Annotated in this window: 23 protein-coding genes; 16 read left to right on the plus strand and 7 right to left on the minus strand. The window is 55.9% G+C overall.

Features of this window, described 5'->3' with window-relative positions:
• The 13 genes from EST62_RS05600 to qmoC all read left to right on the plus strand — a co-directional run.
• The coding region (locus EST62_RS05600; protein WP_129051128.1) for a 4Fe-4S dicluster domain-containing protein at positions 1-188 on the plus strand (188 nt) is incomplete at its 5' end.
• A gap of 31 nt (positions 189-219) precedes the next feature.
• Complete coding sequence (gene tusD, locus EST62_RS05605; protein ID WP_129051129.1) at positions 220-579, plus strand: sulfurtransferase complex subunit TusD; 360 nt, start codon at positions 220-222, stop codon at positions 577-579.
• Between the two features lie 2 nt (positions 580-581).
• Positions 582-956 (plus strand): sulfurtransferase complex subunit TusC, encoded by a 375-nt coding sequence (gene tusC / locus EST62_RS05610; RefSeq protein WP_129051130.1) that lies wholly within the window; start codon positions 582-584, stop codon positions 954-956.
• Between the two features lie 62 nt (positions 957-1,018).
• Entirely contained in the window at positions 1,019-1,315 is a 297-nt protein-coding gene (tusB, locus tag EST62_RS05615) for a sulfurtransferase complex subunit TusB (protein ID WP_129051131.1), read from the plus strand.
• A gap of 371 nt (positions 1,316-1,686) precedes the next feature.
• Complete coding sequence (locus EST62_RS05620) at positions 1,687-2,586, plus strand: sulfite exporter TauE/SafE family protein (protein ID WP_371414679.1); 900 nt, start codon at positions 1,687-1,689, stop codon at positions 2,584-2,586.
• Positions 2,587-2,598: 12 nt separating this feature from the next.
• Positions 2,599-3,015 (plus strand): DUF1634 domain-containing protein, encoded by a 417-nt coding sequence (locus tag EST62_RS05625; protein ID WP_129051133.1) that lies wholly within the window; start codon positions 2,599-2,601, stop codon positions 3,013-3,015.
• A 67-nt stretch (positions 3,016-3,082) separates the two neighbouring features.
• A complete protein-coding gene (locus EST62_RS05630) occupies positions 3,083-3,592 on the plus strand; it encodes a DsrE/DsrF/DrsH-like family protein (RefSeq protein WP_129051134.1) in 510 nt (169 codons plus the stop codon).
• A 385-nt stretch (positions 3,593-3,977) separates the two neighbouring features.
• Positions 3,978-5,192, plus strand: a complete 1,215-nt coding sequence (sat, locus tag EST62_RS05635; RefSeq protein ID WP_129051135.1) for a sulfate adenylyltransferase — start codon at positions 3,978-3,980, stop codon at positions 5,190-5,192.
• Between the two features lie 109 nt (positions 5,193-5,301).
• Positions 5,302-5,724, plus strand: a complete 423-nt coding sequence (gene aprB / locus EST62_RS05645; RefSeq protein ID WP_129051136.1) for an adenylyl-sulfate reductase subunit beta — start codon at positions 5,302-5,304, stop codon at positions 5,722-5,724.
• Between the two features lie 29 nt (positions 5,725-5,753).
• Complete coding sequence (gene aprA, locus EST62_RS05650; protein WP_129051137.1) at positions 5,754-7,730, plus strand: adenylyl-sulfate reductase subunit alpha; 1,977 nt, start codon at positions 5,754-5,756, stop codon at positions 7,728-7,730.
• Positions 7,731-7,871: 141 nt separating this feature from the next.
• Positions 7,872-9,113, plus strand: coding sequence for a CoB--CoM heterodisulfide reductase iron-sulfur subunit A family protein (locus EST62_RS05655; RefSeq protein ID WP_129051138.1), 1,242 nt, complete (start codon positions 7,872-7,874; stop codon positions 9,111-9,113).
• A gap of 3 nt (positions 9,114-9,116) precedes the next feature.
• On the plus strand, positions 9,117-11,366 hold the full coding sequence (locus EST62_RS05660; protein WP_129051139.1) for an FAD-dependent oxidoreductase: 2,250 nt from the start codon (positions 9,117-9,119) through the stop codon (positions 11,364-11,366).
• A 108-nt stretch (positions 11,367-11,474) separates the two neighbouring features.
• The gene (gene qmoC, locus EST62_RS05665) at positions 11,475-12,650 is read left to right on the plus strand and encodes a quinone-interacting membrane-bound oxidoreductase complex subunit QmoC (RefSeq protein WP_129051140.1); all 1,176 of its coding nucleotides are present in this window, start codon (positions 11,475-11,477) and stop codon (positions 12,648-12,650) included.
• Positions 12,651-12,756: 106 nt separating this feature from the next.
• Here the strand turns inward: qmoC and EST62_RS05670 are convergent, their stop codons facing one another.
• Positions 12,757-13,041, minus strand: coding sequence for a hypothetical protein (locus EST62_RS05670; protein ID WP_167599202.1), 285 nt, complete (start codon positions 13,039-13,041; stop codon positions 12,757-12,759).
• Positions 13,042-13,243: 202 nt separating this feature from the next.
• On the opposite strand from EST62_RS05670, the gene EST62_RS05685 reads away from it, so the two are divergent.
• Positions 13,244-14,014 carry a YkgJ family cysteine cluster protein gene (locus tag EST62_RS05685; RefSeq protein WP_129051144.1) on the plus strand — a complete coding sequence of 257 codons (771 nt, stop codon included), beginning with the start codon at positions 13,244-13,246 and terminating at the stop codon, positions 14,012-14,014.
• A 100-nt stretch (positions 14,015-14,114) separates the two neighbouring features.
• On the opposite strand, the gene EST62_RS05690 is transcribed toward EST62_RS05685, so the two are convergent.
• From EST62_RS05690 to EST62_RS05700, 3 genes are all read right to left on the minus strand, one after another.
• Positions 14,115-14,480: a DsrE family protein gene (locus tag EST62_RS05690; RefSeq protein WP_129051145.1), complete on the minus strand. Its 366-nt coding sequence runs from the start codon at positions 14,478-14,480 to the stop codon at positions 14,115-14,117.
• A gap of 292 nt (positions 14,481-14,772) precedes the next feature.
• Positions 14,773-15,858 (minus strand): anthranilate phosphoribosyltransferase, encoded by a 1,086-nt coding sequence (gene trpD / locus EST62_RS05695; RefSeq protein ID WP_129051146.1) that lies wholly within the window; start codon positions 15,856-15,858, stop codon positions 14,773-14,775.
• 81 nt (positions 15,859-15,939) lie between these two features.
• On the minus strand, positions 15,940-16,917 hold the full coding sequence (locus EST62_RS05700) for a zinc-binding dehydrogenase (RefSeq protein WP_129051147.1): 978 nt from the start codon (positions 16,915-16,917) through the stop codon (positions 15,940-15,942).
• 585 nt (positions 16,918-17,502) lie between these two features.
• Between EST62_RS05700 and EST62_RS05705 the strand changes: the two genes are divergently transcribed.
• Both EST62_RS05705 and EST62_RS05710 read left to right on the plus strand, forming a co-directional pair.
• A complete protein-coding gene (locus tag EST62_RS05705; RefSeq protein WP_129051148.1) occupies positions 17,503-18,222 on the plus strand; it encodes a PEP-CTERM sorting domain-containing protein in 720 nt (239 codons plus the stop codon).
• Positions 18,223-18,457: 235 nt separating this feature from the next.
• Entirely contained in the window at positions 18,458-18,820 is a 363-nt protein-coding gene (locus EST62_RS05710; protein WP_129051149.1) for a hypothetical protein, read from the plus strand.
• Here the strand turns inward: EST62_RS05710 and EST62_RS05715 are convergent.
• The 3 genes from EST62_RS05715 to EST62_RS05725 all read right to left on the minus strand — a co-directional run bounded on the left by EST62_RS05715 (position 18,811) and on the right by EST62_RS05725 (position 21,259).
• Entirely contained in the window at positions 18,811-19,233 is a 423-nt protein-coding gene (locus tag EST62_RS05715; RefSeq protein ID WP_129051150.1) for an NUDIX hydrolase, read from the minus strand. The two genes, EST62_RS05710 and EST62_RS05715, sit on opposite strands and share 10 nt — an antisense overlap.
• Positions 19,234-19,294: 61 nt before the next feature.
• Positions 19,295-20,620, minus strand: coding sequence for an ATP-binding protein (locus EST62_RS05720; RefSeq protein ID WP_129051151.1), 1,326 nt, complete (start codon positions 20,618-20,620; stop codon positions 19,295-19,297).
• A gap of 87 nt (positions 20,621-20,707) precedes the next feature.
• Positions 20,708-21,259 (minus strand): hypothetical protein, encoded by a 552-nt coding sequence (locus tag EST62_RS05725; RefSeq protein ID WP_129051152.1) that lies wholly within the window; start codon positions 21,257-21,259, stop codon positions 20,708-20,710.
• Positions 21,260-21,281: the final 22 nt, after the last annotated feature.

Genomic DNA, 21,281 nt, shown 5'->3' on the forward strand with positions numbered 1-21,281 from the left:
GCTGCGGCTTCTGCTTCGACTGCAAGCAGTGCGTCTCGTTCTGCCCGCAGGAGGCGATCACGCGCTACCGCGACAACCCGGCGGGCGAAAAAGTCTCTACCAACTACGCAAAATGCGTCGGCTGCCACCTCTGCTCCCTGGTCTGCCCCTGCGGCTACATCCAGATGGGCATGGGCGACGGACTGTGATTTTTTTTAACCTCTCAAGAAAGAACCGACGATGAACATAGGAATTCTGCTCAAGGAGGGACCTTACAACCACCAGGCGGCTGACACGGCGTTCAAGTTCGCCGAGGCGGCCATAGCCAAAGGTCATAAGGTCGATGCCATTTTTCTGTACAATGACGGGGTCATCAATGCGACCAGACTTGGCGATCCGCCCCAGGACGACCGCAACATCGCCGCCCGCTGGACGGAGCTGAGCCTGAAGCACGGCGTCGAAGTGCTCGCCTGCATCGCGGCCTCGAAGCGCCGCGGCATCAACGACGAGGTGATGATCGAAGGCGGTGAAATCACCGGCCTCGGCACCCTGACCGACATCGCTATCCGTAACGACAGACTTTTAACCTTCGGAGACTGAATATGAGTGAAGAACAGGATATCAAGAAGATCATGCACGTGATGCGCCGTGCGCCGCATGGTTCGATCTACACCTATGAAGGACTCGAAATGATCCTCATCATGGCGGCCTACGAGCAGGATCTCTCCGTTGCTTTTATCGGCGATGGCGTTTATGCGCTCAAAAAGGATCAGGACACCGCCGGAATCGGTATCAAGGGATTCTCCAAAACCTTCATGGCGCTCGATGGTTATGATGTGGAAAAACTCTATGTGGACAAACAGTCGCTCGAAGAGCGCGGTTTGACCGAAGATGACCTGGTGGTCGATGTCGAGGTGATGGACGCCTCGGAGATCGGACGCTTGATGAACGAGCAGGATGTCGTCATTCACCATTGATCCGGCCCGCGATTTCCGGGGCTGAATAACGAGCAAAGAACACAGAAACGGTAACTCATATCATGTTGCATACCATCAATAAATCTCCGTTCGAGAACAACACCTTCACCACCTGCGTCCGGTTTCTCCAGCCGGGCGACCCCGTGCTTTTCATCGAGGACGGCGTCTATGCCGTGCAGGCGGGCAACCGGTTCGGCGCGCTGATAGCGTCCGTCCTGAAGAAAAACAATCCGGTCTATGCCCTCAAGCCCGATCTCGACGCCCGCGGTATTTCCGCTATCGCCGAGGGGGTGAAGACGGTTGATTATGCCGGTTTCGTCGATCTGGTCGAGGAGCACCAGATCAACAGTTGGCTGTAATTTTTTCGGAATGTCGCTGTTTTGCCGGTTTGCCGACGGAATATTGTTTCTGTCGGCAAACCGGTATTGACAGTGGCGCGATGTGCAAGTGCGGCTTCAGCGCCAAACTATTACGGCGCATGGCGAAAGGAACCGTAGCGTCTTGTTGACGAATGCGTTCTTTTCAATGATTTCCCGAACGTATTTACCTGCCTTGAGGGGGATTATTGCAGGATAAATCATATATTAAATGATTTTACTTCATCCCTGCCTGCATTCAAGTCATTTTCGCACGGGAAGGTCGGTCTGGCGATCTTTTTACCAACAAATACAAAGCTGTTGCTATGGTTTTGAAAAACATCAGAGACTGGATTGTTCCAGGTGTTCTGCTCATGTTGTTCATGATAATGCCGGAGATTGCCTGTGCTGCCGAAACCGCAATGGTCGCTGACACGGCATGGTGGGTGTGGGTGCTTGGTCTGTTTGTCTTCAGTTTTGTCCTCGGCATCGTAGCCGTTGTCGCCGGTGTTGGCGGAGGCGTACTGTATGTTCCCATTGTCAGCAGTTTCTTTCCCTTTCATATCGATTTCGTCAGGGGAACCGGCCTGCTGGTCGCGCTTGCCGGAGCGCTGTCCGCTGGCGCTCCGCTTCTGAGAAAAGGTCTTGCCAACCTCAAGATGGCTCTCTCCATGTCGCTGATCGGCTCCATCAGTTCCATAGCGGGAGCGCTGGTGGGACTCGCTTTGCCCGAAAATGTCATTCAGCTCTCTCTGGGCCTGACCATACTTGGCATTACGGTTATCATGTTTCTTTCAAAAAATTCAGCGTATCCTCAGATCGAGAAGCCCGATTCACTTTCGCAGGTTCTTCAGATCTATGGCATTTATTACGACGAGCATCTGAAAAAAGAGGTGAACTGGCAGATACACCGGACGCCTGTCGGCCTGCTGCTCTTCATCGTGATCGGTTTCATGGCGGGCATGTTCGGGCTTGGCGCCGGCTGGGCGAACGTTCCGGTGTTCAACCTTGTGCTTGGCGCTCCCCTGAGAGTCTCCGTCGCGACCAGCGTCTTTGTGCTCTCGGTCAACGATACGGCGGCAGCCTGGGTCTATCTGCACAAAGGGGCGGTCTTGCCGCTCATCGCCGTGCCATCGGTGGCGGGCATGATGCTCGGCACTAAAATCGGCGCAAAGCTCCTGACGAAAGTACATACCAACGTGGTCAGAAGGGTGGTCATCACGCTTCTGGGAGTCGCCGGTCTGCGCGCGCTCCTCAAGGGATTCGGAATCTGAAACCGTAGAAGAATGAAACAGCAAACAGTACATGCCGACAAGGTGCAACTCGCTTATGCGGCGATTCTCTCAAAAGCGACAACACTGAGTATCGTGTTCGTGATTCTCGGTTACGTCGTTTATATCTTTCAACTCCTGCCGCTTTCCGTGCCGATAGAGCAGGTGTCGGAAAACTGGCACCTGCGAGCATCCGAATTTCACCAGCATATCCATGCTCCTTTCGGATGGAGCGCCTTGAGTGACTTCGGTAAAGGCGATGCGCTGAGCTACATCTCCATCCTCTACCTTGGGGCCGTCACCATGTTTTGCCTTGTGGCGGCAGGGTTCGCGTTCCTGAAGGAAAAGAATGCGATTTATACGGCCATTTCTTTTGTGCAGCTTCTGGTACTGATTTTTGCCGCTACCGGCATCATCTCCGGCGGGCACTGATCCGGGCAGAGAAAAACTTGTCGATGTCGTTCCGTTTACCTGAATCTCAAAACGATCAATCAGTCTTATGTCAGATACCAAAAAAATTGCGATCATCGCGTCCAAAGGGACGCTGGACTGGGCCTATCCTCCCTTCATCCTCGCCTCCACGGCTGCTGCGATGGATATGGAAGCGGTCGTTTTTTTCACCTTCTACGGTCTTCCGCTGCTGAAAAAAGAGATCGACGCCAAGGTGACGCCGGTCGGCAATCCGGCAATGCCGATGAAGATGCCGTTCGGCAGCAAGGATTTCCAGGCGATCAACTGGTCGATTCCGAATCTCATTTCAGGCAACATACCGGGCTTTGACACGATGGCCACCAGCCTGATGAAGGAGACCTTCAAGAAAAAGGGCGTGGCGACCATTGAGCAGCTTCGCGAGATGTGCATCGAGGCGGGCGTCAGGTTTATCGCCTGCCAGATGACGATGGATGTGTTCGGATTCGACAAGTCGGAGTTTATCGAAGGTGTCGATTACGGTGGCGCGGCCTCGTTCCTCGAATATGCCGCGGACGCCAACATATCGCTCTTTATCTGATAGCGGGGAAGTTTCCGGAAAGGGCGGTGACGCTTCCGGTTTTAGAAATTATTTTGCATAATTACATGCCCACTCACTGGAAGTTCGTTTTTTCGTGAATGAGCATGTTCCTGTCGATATGCTGCCGGGCAAAGTGCGAATCGGGTTTCGCGGGCCAAACCCCTTCCGGTTTTCTGACCGCGCCAGGCAAGTATATGTGCTCGTTGCGACGTGCACATACGGGAAATGTTTTTGTCGGCTGCCGTTTTTTGGCTGCAGAGTTTGGTAAATACAGCAGGATTCCATAACATGAATTTTGTTTTTTACCGCCCGCACAGGCATGTCTTCAGCCGCTCGATGACAGTATCATGCATGATCCTCAATAACTCATATTCAAAGGAGTCTCATGGCGTTAGTCAATCCACATGGCAAGGAAAAGGTTTTAAAGCCGCTCTTGCTGACCGGTGACGAACTGGTCAGTGAAAAGGAGAGGGCAAAATCGATGAAACAGGTCAGGCTCTCTTCGAGGGAGACTGGTGACTTGATCATGCTCGGTATCGGCGGCTTCACTCCGCTGACCGGTTTCATGGGCCATGCAGACTGGAAAGGAAGCGTCGAAACGTGCACTATGGCCGACGGCACCTTCTGGCCGATTCCGATTACTCTCTCGACTTCAAAAGAGCAGGCTGACTCTCTCTCCATCGGTGAAGAGGTGGCTCTGGTCGATGACGAATCCGGCGAACTGATGGGCAGCATGAAGATCGAGGAGAAATACTCCATCGACAAGGCTCACGAGTGCCGTGAAGTGTTCAAGACCGACAATCCGGCTCATCCCGGCGTATTGATGGTCATGAGCCAGGGCGACGTCAACCTCGCGGGGCCTGTCAAGGTGTTCAGCGAAGGCACGTTCCCGACCGAGTTCGAGGGTATCTACATGACTCCGGCAGAGACCCGCAAAATGTTCGAGGGTAACGGCTGGAGCACGGTTGCCGCCTTCCAGACCCGCAACCCCATGCACCGCTCCCACGAATACCTCGTCAAGATCGCCGTCGAAATCTGCGATGGCGTCCTCATCCACCAGCTTCTCGGCAAACTCAAGCCGGGCGATATTCCGGCAGACGTCAGGCGCGATTGCATCAACGTTCTGACCGAAAACTACTTCGTCAAGGGCACCACCATCCAGGCGGGCTATCCGCTCGACATGCGCTACGCCGGTCCGCGCGAGGCGCTGCTTCACGCACTTTTCCGCCAGAACTTCGGGTGCAGCCACCTCATCGTCGGACGCGACCACGCAGGCGTTGGCGACTACTACGGCCCCTTCGACGCACACCATATCTTCGACCAGATTCCAGAGGGCGCGCTTGAAACCAAGCCGCTGAAGATCGACTGGACCTTCTACTGCTACAAATGTGACGCCATGGCGTCGATGAAAACCTGCCCGCATGAACCGGCCGACAGACTCAATCTGAGCGGAACGGCGCTCCGGAAGATGCTCTCCGAAGGCGAAGAGGTGCCGGAGCACTTCAGCCGTCCGGAGGTGCTTGAGATTCTGAGGCGCTACTATGCCGGTCTGACCGAGAAGGTTGACATCAAGATGCATTCCCACGCGATCGGGAAATGACGGTTTTCCGGGAAACCGGGATGCCCTGTTTTTTTTATCTCACTTATATCCAATGGCTTCGTAAATCGCGGGCAAAGCCTGCAAATTTTCGGTTAAAGGAGGACAAATTATGCCAAGTTTCGTCATTAAAGAAAAATGTGACGGCTGCAAAGGGCAGGAACGGACAGCATGTATGTACATCTGTCCGAACGACCTGATGAAGTTGGATGTCGAAAGGATGAAGGCCTGGAACCAGGAGCCTGACCAGTGCTGGGAGTGCTACAACTGCGTGAAGATTTGCCCGCAGCAGGCCATCGAGGTCAGGGGATACGCCGATTTCGTGCCGCTGGGCGGCAACGTCATCCCGCTGAGGGGCACCGACGCCATCATGTGGACCATCAAGTTCAGGAACGGCATTCTGAAGCGCTACAAGTTCCCGATCAGGACCACCTCGGAAGGTTCCATCGATCTGTACTCGGGCAAGCCTGAGCACGATTACGCGAACCTCAAGAAGCCTGGCTTCTTCAACATGACCGAATATCCAACCATTTAAGCAAAAAATCACTCAAGGAGGCATTATCCATGGGAGTTGAAAAAAACGAATTCAAGTTTAGCAAGAAGCCCGAAGTTGTTTATGTGGATACGGATATTCTGCTGATCGGCGGTGGCATGGCTTGCTGCGGCGCTGCGTACGAAGCGGCCAAGTGGGCTACCCCGAAAGGTCTGAAGATCACAATGGTTGACAAGGCTGCCGCTGACAGAAGCGGTGCTGTCGCCATGGGTCTTTCCGCTATCAATACCTATTGCGGCGAGAACGATCCGGCTGATTACGTAAAGTACGTAAGAACTGACCTCATGGGCATCATCCGTGAGGACCTGGTCTATGACCTTGGTCGTCACGTTGACAACTCGGTTCATCTTTTCGAAGAGTGGGGTCTTCCGGTATGGAAGCGCGACGAAGACGGTTCGACCATGGATGGTTCGAAACCGGCTCCGAAGCTCGCCGAAGGTGGCAAGCCCGTTCGTTCCGGCAGGTGGCAGATCATGATCAACGGCGAATCCTACAAGGTCATCGTCGCCGAGGCCGCCAAGAAAGCTCTCGAATACAACCGCAAGGAGACCGGCGTCGAGCAGAACCTGTTCGAGCGCGTCTTCATCAGCGAACTCATCCACGACAAGAACGATCCGAGCAAGGTCGCTGGCGCGATCGGCTTCAGCGTTCGTGAGCACAAAGCCTACGTCTTTACCGCCAAAACCATGCTGCTGGCATGCGGCGGCGCCGTAAACGTCTATCGTCCGCGCTCGACCGCTGAAGGTCAGGGCCGCGCATGGTACCCGATCTGGAACGCCGGCACCACCTACGCGCTCGCCGCTCAGGCCGGTTGCGAACTGGTGCTCATGGAGAACCGTTTCGTGCCCGCCCGTTTCAAGGACGGTTACGGCCCGGTCGGCGCATGGTTCCTGTTCTTCAAGTGCAAGGCAACCAACTCGCTTGGCGAGGACTACTGCGCAACCAACCTGGCGGCAGCCAACAAGGATTTCGGCAAGTACGCCGAAGATCCGCACAAGCTGACCACCGCCATGAGAAACCACATGATGATGATCGACATGAAGGCCGGCAAAGGCCCGATCCTCATGAGGACTCACGAAGCGATGGCCGCGCTTGCCGAAACCATGACTCCCAAGCAGATCAAGCACCTCGAAGCCGAGGCATGGGAAGACTTCCTCGACATGTGTATCGGTCAGGCTGTTGTCTGGGCCGGTAACAATATCGAGCCGGAGAAGACTCCTTCCGAGCTTATGCCGACCGAGCCGTACCTGCTTGGCTCGCACGCCGGTTGCGCCGGTATCTGGGTCAGCGGCCCTGGCGACATCGCAGGCATCCCGGCGGAGTGGAGCTGGGGCTACAACAGGATGACCACCGTCGATGGCCTGTTCACCGCGGGTGACGGCGTTGGCGCTTCGGGTCACAAGTTCTCTTCCGGTTCACACGCCGAAGGCCGTATCGCCGGCAAGAACATGACCGCCTACTGCCTCGACCACGCAGACTACAAGCCGGAACTGGGCCGCGATGTTGACGAAGTGATCGCCGAGATTTACGCTCCGATGGAGACCTTCGCCAAGAACAAGGATTACAGCACCGATCCGCTCGTCAATCCGAACTACATCAGGCCGAAAATGTTCCAGGCCCGTCTCCAGAAGATTATGGACGAGTATGTCGCTGGTGTCGCCACCTGGTACACCACCAGCAAGACCATGCTCGAAAAAGGTCTCGAGCACCTGTCGCTCCTCAAGGAGGACGCCGAGAAGATGGCCGCCGAGGATCTGCACGAGCTGATGCGCGCCTGGGAGAACTACCATCGTCTGATGGCCGGTGAAGCTCACGCACGTCACATCCTCTTCCGTGAGGACAGCCGTTACCCCGGTTACTACTTCAGGGCCGATCACTTCTACGTCGATGACGAGAACTGGAAGTGCTTCACCATCTCGAAGTACGACAGGGACAGCAAGGAGTGGACTCTCTCGAAGAGGGACTACGTCCAGGTCGTTCCGGACTGATCCGCTTATCGTTCAGGCATATCCCCGAGGTCGAACCTCGGGGATTGCTTTATAGGCAAACTTGAATCCATAAGTGAATACTGCATTGTTACCTGTTTTCAGGAAGGTTGATTTTTGAGAGTTTATCCGCAGAGGAAAATCATGTCAGTTGAAACCATTTTAATTGTCGGCGGCGGCATCAGCGGAATCACCACGGCGGTCGAGGCTGCCGAGGTCGGCTACAATACCGTGCTTGTCGAGAAGAACCCCTACCTTGGCGGCAGGGTTTCGCAGCTCAACAAGTATTTCCCGAAACTGTGCCCCCCGTATTGCGGCCTGGAGATGAACTTCAGACGCATCAAACCCAATCCGAAAATCACCGTTTACACCATGACCGAAGTCGAGTCGGTGAGCGGTCAGGAAGGAAATTACAGCGTCAGGCTCAAGGTCAGCCCGAGGTTCGTGAATGAAAAGTGCACGGCCTGCAACGCTTGCGCCGAGGCATGCCCTGTGGAGAGGCCAAACGAATTCAATTTCGGAATGGACAAGACCAAAGCGGCCTATCTTCCGCACGTCATGTCCTATCCCATGAGATATGTTATAGATAGAGACGCCTGCAAGGACAGCTCCTGCGACAAGTGCGTCAAGGCGTGCAAATACAACGCCATCGATCTGAATATGAAACCGCAAACCGTGGAGATGAAGGTCGGCAGCATCGTCTATGCCACCGGCTGGAATCCTTACGATGCGTCCCGGATGGACAATCTCGGTTACGGTCGCGTCAAGAACGTCATCACCAACATGATGATGGAGCGCCTGGCCGCGCCGAACGGCCTGACGGGCGGCAAGCTGCTGAGGCCTTCGGATCAGAAAGAGGTCAAGAAGGTCGTTTTCGTGCAGTGCGCCGGATCGAGGGACGAGAATCACCTCAACTATTGCTCGTCGATCTGCTGCATGGCTTCGCTCAAGCAGGCCACCTACGTTCGTGAAAAGGTCAAGGATTCAAAGGTGGTCGTGGCCTATATTGATCTGCGCGCGCCTGGCAAGTACGAGGAGTTCCTCAATAAGGTGCAGGCCGACCAGAACGTGAGGCTGGTCAAGGGCAAGGTCGCCAAGATCGAGGAAGACAAAGCCACCGGCGGCGTCATTGTCGAATTCGAGGATGTCGAGGGCGGCGGTAAAATCCATGAGCACGCCGACATGGCGGTGCTCGCCACCGGCATGGAGCCTTGCGTCAAGAACAATTCCATGCTGAGCTTCGAGGAGAACGGGTTCATCAACGGAGGCAACGCTGCCGGAATCTACTCGACCGGCGTGGCCAAGAGGCCGTCCGATGTCACCACATCCATTCAGGATGCGACCGGCATGGCATTGAAAAGCATTCAAAGTCTCGTGAGGAGTTAAACCATGGCTGATGAGAAAAAAATAGGAGTATATCTCTGTACTGACTGCGGCATCGGGGAGGCATTGAATGTGGATGAGCTTGAAGCGGTAGCCAAGAAGGAGTTCAAGGTTCCCGTCTGCAAACAGCATTCCAACCTGTGCAGCAACGAAGGTGTGCAGATTATCAAGGATGACCTCAACAACGGCGAGGTCAACAAAATCGTCATCGCTGCCTGTTCGCAGAGAGTGAACAACGAGGTGTTCAATTTTGACCCGCTGACTTACGTCACCGAAAGGGTAAACCTGCGTGAGCAGGTGGTCTGGACGGCACCGAAAGGCGAGGACAAGGAGGGCACCCAGTTGATGGCCGCCGACTATCTGCGGATGGGCATCACCAAGGTGCAGAAATCCGAGGTGCCGATACCGAAGCTTGCCGACGTGAACCGCACCGTGCTGGTTGTCGGCGGCGGCGTGACCGGCCTGACCGCAGCGCTCGAATCGTCGCAGGCGGGATACAAGGTGGTGCTTGTCGAAAAGGCCCAGGAGCTTGGCGGCTGGGCAAAGAAAATGCACCGCGTGTTTCCGACCAAACCGCCGTTCGCCGAAATCGAACAGCCGACCATCGGCGTGAAGATCGACGCGGTCAAAAAGGATGGCAATATCGCCGTGCACACCGCCACGACCATCGCCTCCATCGATGGCGGTCCCGGCGAGTACACGGTGACGATCGATAAAAACGGCGCACAGGAAACGTTCCCCGCCGGCTCCATTGTGCTTGCCGCCGGCTGGAAGCCCTATGACGCCAGCAAGCTTGGCCATCTCGGCTACGGCAAGCATCGCAACGTCGTGACCAACATCGAGTTCGAGCAGAATGTCTCCAAAACCGGCGGCAAGGTGACGCGCCCTTCAGACGGAAAACCGGTCAAGAATGTTGTTTTCCTCCAGTGCGCCGGTCAGCGCGACAAGGAGCACGTGCCCTACTGTTCGACCGTTTGCTGCAACGTTTCCCTCAAGCAGGCCAAATATGTGCGTGAATCGGATCCCGATGCCGGGGCCTTCATTGTTTACAAGGATATGCGTACGACCGGTCTGTACGAGAATTTCTACAAGACCGCCCAGGACGACGAAGGCATTTTTCTCACCAAGGGCGAGATTCTCGGACTCAAAGAGGAATCAGACGGCAGCCTCGTCATTGAGATCGACAACCAGTTGCTCGGCATGAAGATGAAGGTAAAGGCCGACATTCTGGTGCTCGCCACCGGCATGGTGTCGAACATGGTGCCCGACGGTATGTCGGTCAACAACCTTACGCCGGAGTATATCGGCAAGATGGTTCAGAAAGAGACCTCGGACGGCGTGATCGAAACGCTCGAACCGGAGAGCCTCATCCTGAATCTCAAGTATCGCCAGGGGCCGGAAATGCCTCATCACAAGTGGGGTTTCCCGGATTCCCACTTCATCTGCTTCCCCTACGAAACGCGCAGGACGGGCATCTACTCCGCCGGCGCGGTGCGTCATCCGATGGATGCCGTGCAGGCTACAGCCGACGCTACCGGCGCGGCGCTCAAGGCGATCCAGTGCATGGAGCTGACGGCGCAGGGCCGGGCGGTGCATCCGAGAACCTGGGACAGAACCTATCCTGAAATCCGTTTCGAGAGCTGCACCCAGTGCCGCCGCTGCACGGTCGAATGTCCGTTCGGCGCGTACAACGAAAAGTCGGACGGCACGCCGCTCGATTTTCCGTCACGCTGCCGCCGCTGCGGCGTCTGCATGGGAGCGTGTCCGCAGCGAGTCATCTCGTTCAGGGACTACAGCGTCGATATGATTTCCGCGATGATTAAGTCGATCGAGGTGCCAGACGAGGGTACCTTTGTTCTGGGCTTTGTCTGCGAAAACGACGCCTATCCGGCCTTCGACATGGTTGGCCTGAACCGGATCGCCATGAACACCAACTTCCGGTTCATTCCGCTGCGCTGCCTGGGCGGCCTGAATCTGGTGTGGATCGCCGACGCTCTCTCGCGCGGAGTCGATGGCATTCTCTTGCTCGGTTGCAAATATGGCGACGACTACCAGTGCCACTACGTCAAGGGCAGCCAGATGGCCAACGAACGCCTCGGCAAGGTTCAGGAGACGCTCGACAGGCTCATGCTCGAAGCCGAGCGTGTCGAGCAGGTTCAGCTCGCCATCAACGAGTGGGACAAGCTGCCGGGCATCCTCGAGGAGTTCTCGAAAAAGATCGATGATATAGGTGAAAATCCGTACAAGGGATTCTAAATCAACCACCACGGTCAGCAGGGCCTCGCGCATTCCGGATCGTACTCCGGATCGAGACGCGGGTTCTGCTGTCCGGGTTTATACCGCTGTTAATTCTGGAGGTTTTCTATGGCTCAAGAGACTGTATTCACACCGGACGTAAAGTTCGTCAGGGAGCTGCAAAAGGCCGGTGCCGATACATTGAAAAAGTGCTATCAATGCGCGACCTGCTCCGTGGTGTGCCCGCTGGCCCCCGATGACAAGCCATTTCCCCGCAAGGAGATGCTCATGGCGCAATGGGGCCTGAAGGACGAGTTGCTCAAAAGCTCCGACATCTGGCTCTGCCACAACTGCAACGACTGCTCCAAATACTGCCCGCGCGGCGCCAGACCGGGCGACGTGCTCGCGATTTTGCGCAAAACGGTCATTCAGGAAAACGCCTTTCCGAGGTTCATGGGAAAACTCGTCGGCGACCCGAACAATATCTGGCAGGCGCTGCTCATTCCGGTCGTGCTCTTTCTGGCGCTGCTCGGCGTGACGGGACACCTGCACATTCCCGAAGGGCCGGTGGTTTTCTCGAAGTTTTTCCCGGTTGCTTTCATCGACGGCGTCTTCGTACCGCTTTCGGCGCTGGCCGTCGGCATGTTCGCCGTCAGTATTTCGCGCTTCTGGAAGAACATGACTGAAGCCTCCGGAATGACGCCGAAAGCCGAGTTCATGCCGAGCCTCATCGAGACGCTCAAGGAGATCATGACGCACTCGAAGTTCAGGAAATGCGACGAAAACAAGGATCGCTCGGTTTCTCACGTGCTGGTGTTCTACGGCTTTATCGGCTTGGCGATCACCACCGGATGGGCGGTGTTCAACCTCTACATCCTGCACTGGGAGCTGCCCTACGCGGTTGACGAACATGCGCTCGCGATCTTTGGCGGCTCCGCGGCTCTGGCGTGGGCTTACAAGATCGTCTTCAAGCTGTTCGCCAACGCCAGCGCCATCATGCTGCTCGCGGGCGGAACGCTGGTCATCACAAACCGCCTCAAGGAACGGAGCGTCGAAACCACCACCTCGTCGTTCGACTGGCTCTTCGCCGGTATTGTGCTGATGGTTGGCGTGAGCGGATTCCTGGCCCAGGTAATGCGCGTGACGAACTTCCCGGCGGTTCTGGCTTACAGCACTTACTTCATCCACCTCGTGCTGGTGTTCTACATCATCGTCTATCTGCCGTACTCGAAGCTCGCCCACTTCGTTTACCGAACGGCGGCGATTACCTGGACAAAGATGCTGAAGCGGGACGTCGAAATGTAATGAACGTCGAGGCGGGTTTTCCGCGCCAGGGAGGGTTAAAATGCAAAGGGGTCGCCATGTTGAACAGGCGACCCCTTTTGTTTGAAATCTTTGTCTGGCGGCGGGCTTACTCTTCGATGATCTGGCCTGTCATGCCGTCGGGGCTGAAGACGCACATCGCGTCGAACACGCCGTTGTCGGGATAACACATGCAGCGGTAGGAGGCGGTCTTGTTGTAGTTGTTTTTCAGGTTGGCCCAGCCGTTCACGTAGAGCTTGCACTCGTCGTTGAAGCAGATGTACATGTAAGGAGTACACCAGCCCAAACCATCCCCATAGTTGATCGGAGGCGGTTCGCATTTTTTCATTTTCACGCCGCAATGGGGGCACTCGGGAGCTTCCGTTATCTTCATGGTATTTCTGATTGAATCGAAATTTGGGTAAGTTACGCGACCCTGGAGGGACTTTCCGAAGGAACCTTAGCGGTTTCGCTTGTTTCCGGGAATGCAATCATGATAACCCATCCGGAGAGTTTCTGCAACAGTTTATCACGAACATTCCGCTGTTTTTCCCGGTTCCCGAACGGGAAGGGCGGCAGACCAAACCAGCAAGACGATGGAGAACATTCTTGAAAAACTCGGCATAGAACTCAACGCAGAGACCCGCCTCACCGGCGACAGCAAGTTCAGCTTCAACTGCCACAGCGCCCTGTCATGCTTCAACACCTGTTGCAGCAATCTGGATATCGTGCTCACCCCCTACGATATTCTGCGGATGAAAAACCGACTCGGACTTACCTCGGCGGAGTTCATCTCGGAATATACCGAGCCGGTGATCCAGAAGGAGTCGAAGCTGCCGTTCCTGAAGCTCAGGCTCGGCCAGGAAGGCAAGTGCCGGTTCGTCGCCGCCGAGGGGTGCACCGTCTATGGCGACCGTCCGGCGGCGTGCCGCTACTATCCGCTCGGCTTCGGCATCTACAAGAACGAGGAGGCCGGAGACGACTTCTATTTCCTCATCAAGGAGGAGCACTGCAAGGGATTCGGCGAACAGCGCGAATGGACGGTTGGCGAGTGGCGCAAAAACCAGGGAATCGACGAATATGACGACAAGAATCGCGTTTGGATGGAGGTGATCCTCAACAAGAAGCTCTACAGCCCGGAGCTCGAACCCGACGAAAAGAGCCTGAAGATGTTCTTCATGGCGAGTTATGACCTCGACGCCTTCCGGGAGTTTGTCTTCGAGAGCCGCTTTCTCGACGTGTTCGATATCGAGGAGGAGCGTCTCGAAATAATCAGGAGCGACGATTCCGAGCTGATGCTCTTCGCCCACCAGTGGCTCCTCTTCGCGCTTTTCAAAAAGCCGACGATGAATTTGAAAGAGAGTTGAATTCTTTTCCCAAATCTCGCTCATAGGTCTTATAAGTCCTATAGGAATTCCTGTAGGGGCGGCTCTTGTGGCCGCCCTTTTTCAGCCTGCCTGAATCACCTCAGTACGTCACCACCTGCGATGCGCCCATCACCAGATCGACCAGGGTTCCCGCCGCGCCGATCTCCGCGCCTTCGATAAGCTCCTCTTTTGTTATGCCACGCTGGGCGAGGCAGGGCGAGCAGAGGTAGAGCTTGCCGCCCGCTTCGAGAAAGGTGTCGAGCATCTCCTTGAGTGGCTGAAAACCCTCGGCATTCACTTTTCCAGCCTCACCTTGTTTTGCGAGCACCACCGCCGAAGACTGGAAAAACATCGTGACTTCGACGTCGAGGGCTTGCGAAGCCGTTGCGAGCACGAACGGCAGGGAGGCCTTTTCGGCGTTTTCAGGCCCGATGGTGCTGATGATGAGCAGTTTGCTGGTTTCCATAAAGGTGGGGGTTAGTATTGATGAAGAGCGGGAAATACAAGGCAATCCCCTTAACGGGAAATAATTTGCCAGAACGTAAAACCACGATTACGCGGCAACGGCCAGACAAGCCCGCTTCGGTTATCGAAGCGTCGTGAATGAAAAAATATACGTTTCCGGAGCGCTATTTTAAAGCCGTTATCTTTTTATTCGCCTCATCCTGCTTGTCGTTATCGTCGAAGACAAGCGTCGAAAGCGCCGGGCGGGAGCGGTCAGATTGTTCACGCATCTCTCCGGTTTCAGCGCGGAATGGTCAGAGGCATTCCGTGACAGCGCCGATTCCCTGATACTCGCGCATCGCCTCCAATTTCTCCCAGGCCGCGCCCGTTTCGAGGGCTTCCCGCGCCATGTCGGCGCCTTCGCGGTAGCTCGTGGCCATTCCGGAGATGTAGAGGGCTGCTGCGGCGTTCATGCAGAAGAACTCCGCTGCCGCGCCGCCGCGCTTGCCTTGCAAGACGTCCGTGACCACGGCGGCGTTCTCCGCGCCGCTCTTCATGCTGGCGATCGCTTCCAGCGAAACCCTTTTCATGCCGAAATCTTCGGGCGTCACCTCGTAGCTGGTGATCGTGCCGTTGCGCAGCTCGACCACCTTTGTCAGGCCGCACAGCGAGAACTCATCCATGCCGAGCGACTGGTCGAAGCCATCCGCCAGACCGTAGGGCGAAAGGGCGGCCTTCATGCCGATTTCGGCAAGAATATCGATCATCTGCATCGAGACTTCGGGGGCGTACGCGCCGATGACCGCGCAGTTGTTCTGCGCGCAGGGGCGGGTGAGCGGGCCGAGGATGTTGAAGGCTGAGGTGAAGCGCATCGAGCCGATCAGCCGCGCCCAGCCCGATTTCAGGAACGCCTCGCCGGGCAGGTAGCAGATGCCGGTGTTCTGCAAGCTCAGCGCGGCGCGTTCCAACGGATGGTCGAGGTCGATGCCGAGTGACTCGAAGATGTCCGAAGCGCCCGATACGCCGGTCACGAGCCGCGCGCCTTTCTTCGCGACCGGCAGGCCGCAGGCTGCCGCGATCAACGCCGCCGGGCTGGAGCAGTTCAACGTCTTGAGCCGATCCGATCCCGTGCCGACGATGTCGCAGACCGGCCCGTCGAGATCGATGTCGAGTTTCGCCGTATCGTGCCGGTCGAGCGCATCCCAAGCCCCCGACAGCTCCTCGGTGGTGGGCTTGCGCATCAGGTGCGCCGCCAGAAACGCTCCCTGCTGAAGCTCCGGCTGGATGTTGAGAATGACTTGCCGGTAAGCTTCGTACGACTCCTCACGGCTCATGACGTGGCCCGAAGCGATGGACGAAATCAGCTTGCCGAAAGCGCGAAGCGCCTGTTCGTGTGGCATTGGGGTGGTAGTGTTGGTTGAAAGAAAGAATAGGTCTTATAAGTCGTATAGGACTTATAAGACCTATAGAATGAAGAGTCTTTACTTGTCACTGAACTCGATTACCTGCCGGAAGCCTGTTCCTGCGAGCACGGTTTCCATGACTGCGGGCGCTTCGTCAAGGCGGATCGCGCGTTCGACGAGGAAGCCGAGGTCGTGGCCGTAGCGGCTGAGCAGGCCCAGCGCGTCGCGCATGTCCTGGCGGGTGCAGCCGTAAGAGCCGACCAGTTCGAGTTCCCGGTAGTGCAGCTCGCTGAAGATTGTGGCGGGACTCTCCGGTACGCCGCCGAGGCCGCTGAAGAGGCAGAATCTTCCGCCCGGCGCGAGACGGCGGATGCCCGATTCAAGGGTGTCGGCGGACGCTGTGGCGTTGAGGACGATCTCGAATTTTTCCTGCGCATCCGGCTTGTCGGCATCGATAGTGTACCGGTTTCTGAACGCCGCGCTTCTGGCAAGCTTCTCCGCGTTGGTGTCGATCATAGCCACGCTCGCGCCCCGGTTGATCGCCGCCACGGCAAGCAGGATGCCGAGCGTTCCCGCGCCGTAGATCAGCACCCGGTCGGCGCGCCGTATGGAACTCTGCTTCACGCCGTGGATTGCGCAGGCGAAGGGTTCGGCGAGGACGGCGAGCGACGCGCCGACTCCTTTCGGTACTTCGACGAGGCTCGAACGCGGCGCGATGAGCTGCCCGGCGAAGCCGCCGTCGCGGTGGAAGCCGGTGATTTTCATCTCCGGGCAGAGATTCTCCCGCCCGCTCCGGCACATGCTGCACGACCCGCAAGCGCTTCCCGGCCACACCGCGAAGAGTCGTCCCGGAGCCTCGTCGATGGCGCCGCACACCTCGTGGCCGAGCACTCGCGGCATCACCAGATCGCGATGCCCCGCCCGCCACATTTTTGCATCGGTGCGGCAAATCGCTGCCGCCGCAACCCGGACGGCAATCTCGTGATCCTCCGGAACAGCCAACTCCCGTTCCCCAAACTCGAGCTTTTCTTTTCCGGTCAGTATCAGTGCTTCCATCTCGTTCTCGTGATTGCGTTGAACAAACATGCGCTTGCCATTGAACGTGCACTTAACTACATAATTTTCAAGGACTTTCCCAAGGTAAACCCAGACCTTTTGCCGAGTCCCTGCGGGAGCATTCCTCGAAGCATCGCGTCAGGGAAAGTATCGCGATCCATGATGAATTCATACCCGGGATCTCTGCTGCGTTGTAGTTGATATGTTTACCGGATGAGATACGTTTTTGTTGTTTGTTTTTTTAGTGCACTTTTATATGAAAAGAGCTATTATTTTTTATTTCCTTACGGACAGGCGTGTGTTAATGACATAATGAATCTTTGTGGATTTTTTTAGCGGCGAAGGCTTGGTCGCAGTAATTTTGCTTGATCCATAATTGCTTTATTTTTCGATAGTTATGCCGTTAACGAATGTTTTAATATATGCCGATATATAAAAAATTGTGTATAAGCTGGAGGTGTTTCGATAGGTGAAATCAATAAATTCTTTTGTGTGTTCTGATATGATTACTTAAATTGCGTGTGCATTACTTTATACAAATAAATCGTTGATGTAAATCATATCAACAAAACAGGGGAAAATCTCATGAAAAAAATTCTAAGTGCGCTTGCAGTATCCGCCGTGGTGCTGATGGGTAGCAGTGGCGTGGCCAAAGCTGCTGTGGGAGATATCATTGATCTTGATATTCAGGGTTCTACCTATGCTGGTAGTGGTCCGGTATTAACCAATGGTTACGACTATTACCCATACAGCATTTCTTCTGCTACTGGCGAAGCGAATAAAAGAATTACTTATGCCGTGAGTCCTACTGCGGATGCGACAGCACGCCTCACGTACACGACGAATGCCAGTACTGCTATCAGCAATATCGGTGGCTCCAGCGCTATGCAGAGTCAGCCAACTGAGTATTTGTTTGATGGCTATATGACCGGCAACCCAGGTGTTGCCAATTCCATCAGTTTTTCGAGTCTTGACCCAAACCAGAGCTATAAATTGGTGGTGTACTCACAGGCGGAGTCTGGTACGACAGCAACTTTAAAAATCAATGGAACTCAGGTTATAAATAACGTGGGTTCTGGTTTGACTTCTCTGACAGAAGCTACTGCCGGAAATAGTCTCCTTGGAAACTACGCTGTGATTAATGGCTTGACAACCAATGCTTCCGGTGTGCTTGCTTTTACCTATCAAGGTCAAATTAGTGGTCTTCAGGTAGAGGCCGTTCCCGAACCGGCGAGCGTCATGCTTTTAGGCGTTGGAGGACTTTTGTTCGGTTTGCGCAGAAATCGCCAAAAAGCTGTGGCGTGACCTGTCGCTGATTGATTGTATCCATTGCTATCGAGAAGCCCCTCTGAAATTTCTCATTTTCAGAGGGGCTTCTTCATTTCCCTGAAAACCCCCGTTGATCTCAAGTTCCCTCAGGTAGCGAGCCAGCTCACACCGCAGAGCACGAGTTCACCGTAATGTTGCACGGTTCGCGTGGTTTTGCGCCGGTGATGGTGTTAATCTGTCATATCGGATGGATTAATTATCGCGACGCATCATGGACTTTTCTGCGGACAAACCCAGGCCTTCGAGCATTCACGTCGAGTGGCGGGAGAATGGGGATTTCGTGTTTTCGTGCCGCTATCTGACGGTGGCGGAGAGGAGTGCGGTCTCGCGCGAGCAGTCGCCGCCGAAGCGTCATTTTTTTCCCACCATGACCCTTGCGATGGGCAATGTGCTGCGCAAGCTGCGGCGGGAGCACATCTCCTTTCCGCTCTTTCTCGTCTCGCTCGCGTTCAACCACCGCAATCTGCTCTCGGAGATCGACCGACTGCTTCAAGCGCTGCACAATCACGTCGATCAGCAAAAGGGGAGCGGCGAGTACACCTGCCTCGTCACCTCGCGCGAAGATCAGTCCTGAACTTCGCCATCATCGTCCCACCGCTGCCGCCCGGCGAAATAGTCCCGGAGCACGAACTCGAAGCCGAAGGCGAGGTTGTCCCACGGAATCTTTTCCTCCGCGAACCAGCGCAAACACTGCCCTTCGTGCAGCGGGATGGTTTCGGCGGCGGCTTCGAAATCCATCAGAAAAATGTACTCGATCCGGTCGGGGAAGTCGTAGATCGAGTGACGTCGGCAGGCGGACACGTTGGTTTCGATCTCCTCCATCATCTCTCGCACGATGCACGCTTCGGGAGTTTCGCCAGCCTCGAAATGTCCGCCGGGAATGTCCCACAGGTTCGGGTAGGGTATCTCCGGTTTGTCGTCCCGCAGGAAGAGCAAGACCTCGTTGCGGGGGTTTTTGAGAATTATGCTGGTTCCGAGGTGCTTCATGGTTGGGTGCAGTGGGACTTTTGAGACTTTTGGGAGAAGAGTTGAAGATGATTCTCCGGGATTATACCACTTTGCCCTCTTTGATGAATTCCCGCATGATCGCTTTTTCGAGGCGTTTGTTGTCGAGGGGGTGTTCAGGGTTGGCGAGCGATTCGATGGCGCAGTAGTGCACGATGTTCAGGATGCCCGCGCCGGAGAGTTCGTAGCGCGCGGCGACGGCGCGCCAGTCGATGCCGTCGTCGATCGGCATCTGCTCCGGCAGGGTGTTGAGCCAGAGGGCGTGGCGGTCGTCGGCCTTGGGCATCGGAAAGTGGATGATGCTCTGGAAGCGCCGCGAAAAGGCTTCGTCGAGGTTGCCGCGCCGGTTCGAGGCCAAAATGACGAGGCCGTTGTGGCTTTCGATGCGTTGCAAAAGGTAGGCGGTCTCCTGGTTGGCGTACTTGTCGTGCGCGTCGCGGATGTCGGTGCGCTTGCCGAAAAGCGCGTCGGCTTCGTCGAAAAAGAGTATCCAGTTTTTGCTGTCGGCCTTGTCGAAGAGGCGCGAAAGGTTCTTTTCGGTTTCGCCGATATACTTCGAGATGATGCGCGACAGGTCGATGCGGAACACCTCCTTGCCGGTCTGCTTGCCGAGCAGCGTCGCCGTGAGCGTTTTACCGGTGCCGGGCGGCCCGTAAAAAAGCGCGCGGTAGCCGGGCTTGACGCGCTTGTTCATGCCCCAGTCGTGCAGCAGCGTGTCGTTGTGCGTGATCCAGTGTTCAATCTCGCGAATCTGGTGAAGCGTCGTTGCGGGCAGCACGAGGTCGCTCCACGCCATGCCGGTTTCGATGTATTCCGCCGGAAAGTCCATGCTGAAGCGCGGCCTGCTCGCCGTGCCGAGCGTGAGCTCTTCGACCAGCTCCGGGTTCAGCGTCAGCCGCCCGCTCATCATCGGCTCGCCCTCAGGCACCGCTTCGAGCCACAAAATGTGCTCCTTCGAGAACCAGTGCTCCGGCCCAAGCAGCCGCTGCACATCGAGCCGCTTTTCGAGATCGTCCCCCCCAATGACGAACTGCGCCGTCTCGCCAGTCGGCAAAAGCCCGCGATGGTTCACACCGCGCACGCCGCCAAACTCCGGAAAATCGCCGCCGTCGGGGAGGAACTCGGCGATGATTCTGCTGAAGAAGTCTGGCTGGATGTGGGGGGTTAGCGACAACACGAACAGGAGCAGCTCTTCAAAAGAGGGGTTGTGCGTGGCGATGAACGCTGTTATCCGCGAGTCTTCGCCATGCAGGCCAGGGGCTTCGATATTGATGGCATCGGCCTGATTGAACCGGATTTTCAGACGGGAGACAATAACCTCGCGCAGCCAGTCGATGAGGGTATGAAGATGATCGGAGTATTCCGGCATACGGGTTTGTTCTTCGTTGTTCTGATGTTGACCATCCTTTGCCGGGTGGTCAATGGTTTTCGTGATTCGGGCAGTCAGTGTGGTGTGCTACTCATACGAGAGGTACTCAGCCAGCAGAAACAGCTCTCGTTGCAGACCATCATCCTTTTCTGTGTTCAGCGCTTCTTCGATGTCTGGACGGAATTGAGGCCACATCAGGGCGCTGATGCACTCCAGCGCGAGTTGGCGTTTTTCAGTATCTGATGATTTCAGGCAATTCAGGATTTGCTTGTGCAGGGCCGGTGAGTATTGAGGTGACTGCAACGCACGGCGGTAGAGCCACTTGTCGTCATTTTCATCCAGATCGTCTTTCCAGACCGGCAGCAACTCCTTCAAGGCGGCGATTATCTTTTCACGTCCCTCGCCATAGACCAGCATATAGAGTACTTCCTGATGGCGGTCGGCGACCAGACGGATTTCACGTTCAGGAACAAGGGCGTCCGTCCATCGCCACCGTCTGATCTCCTCTTTGACCGGTTCCCCTTCTTGTTTCTGCAACGAGTAGCGAAGGCGCTTCGAGAGCGTTTCGACCGAGGCGGCTATCGTGTTGAGCGCCTCCAGCTCAAAGGGTAGATCGATGACAAGGGCGGGTTCCATCATGGAAACAGTGTTGATGGTTCTG

This window comes from Chlorobaculum sp. 24CR (assembly GCF_004118635.1).
GTDB lineage: Bacteria > Bacteroidota > Chlorobiia > Chlorobiales > Chlorobiaceae > Chlorobaculum.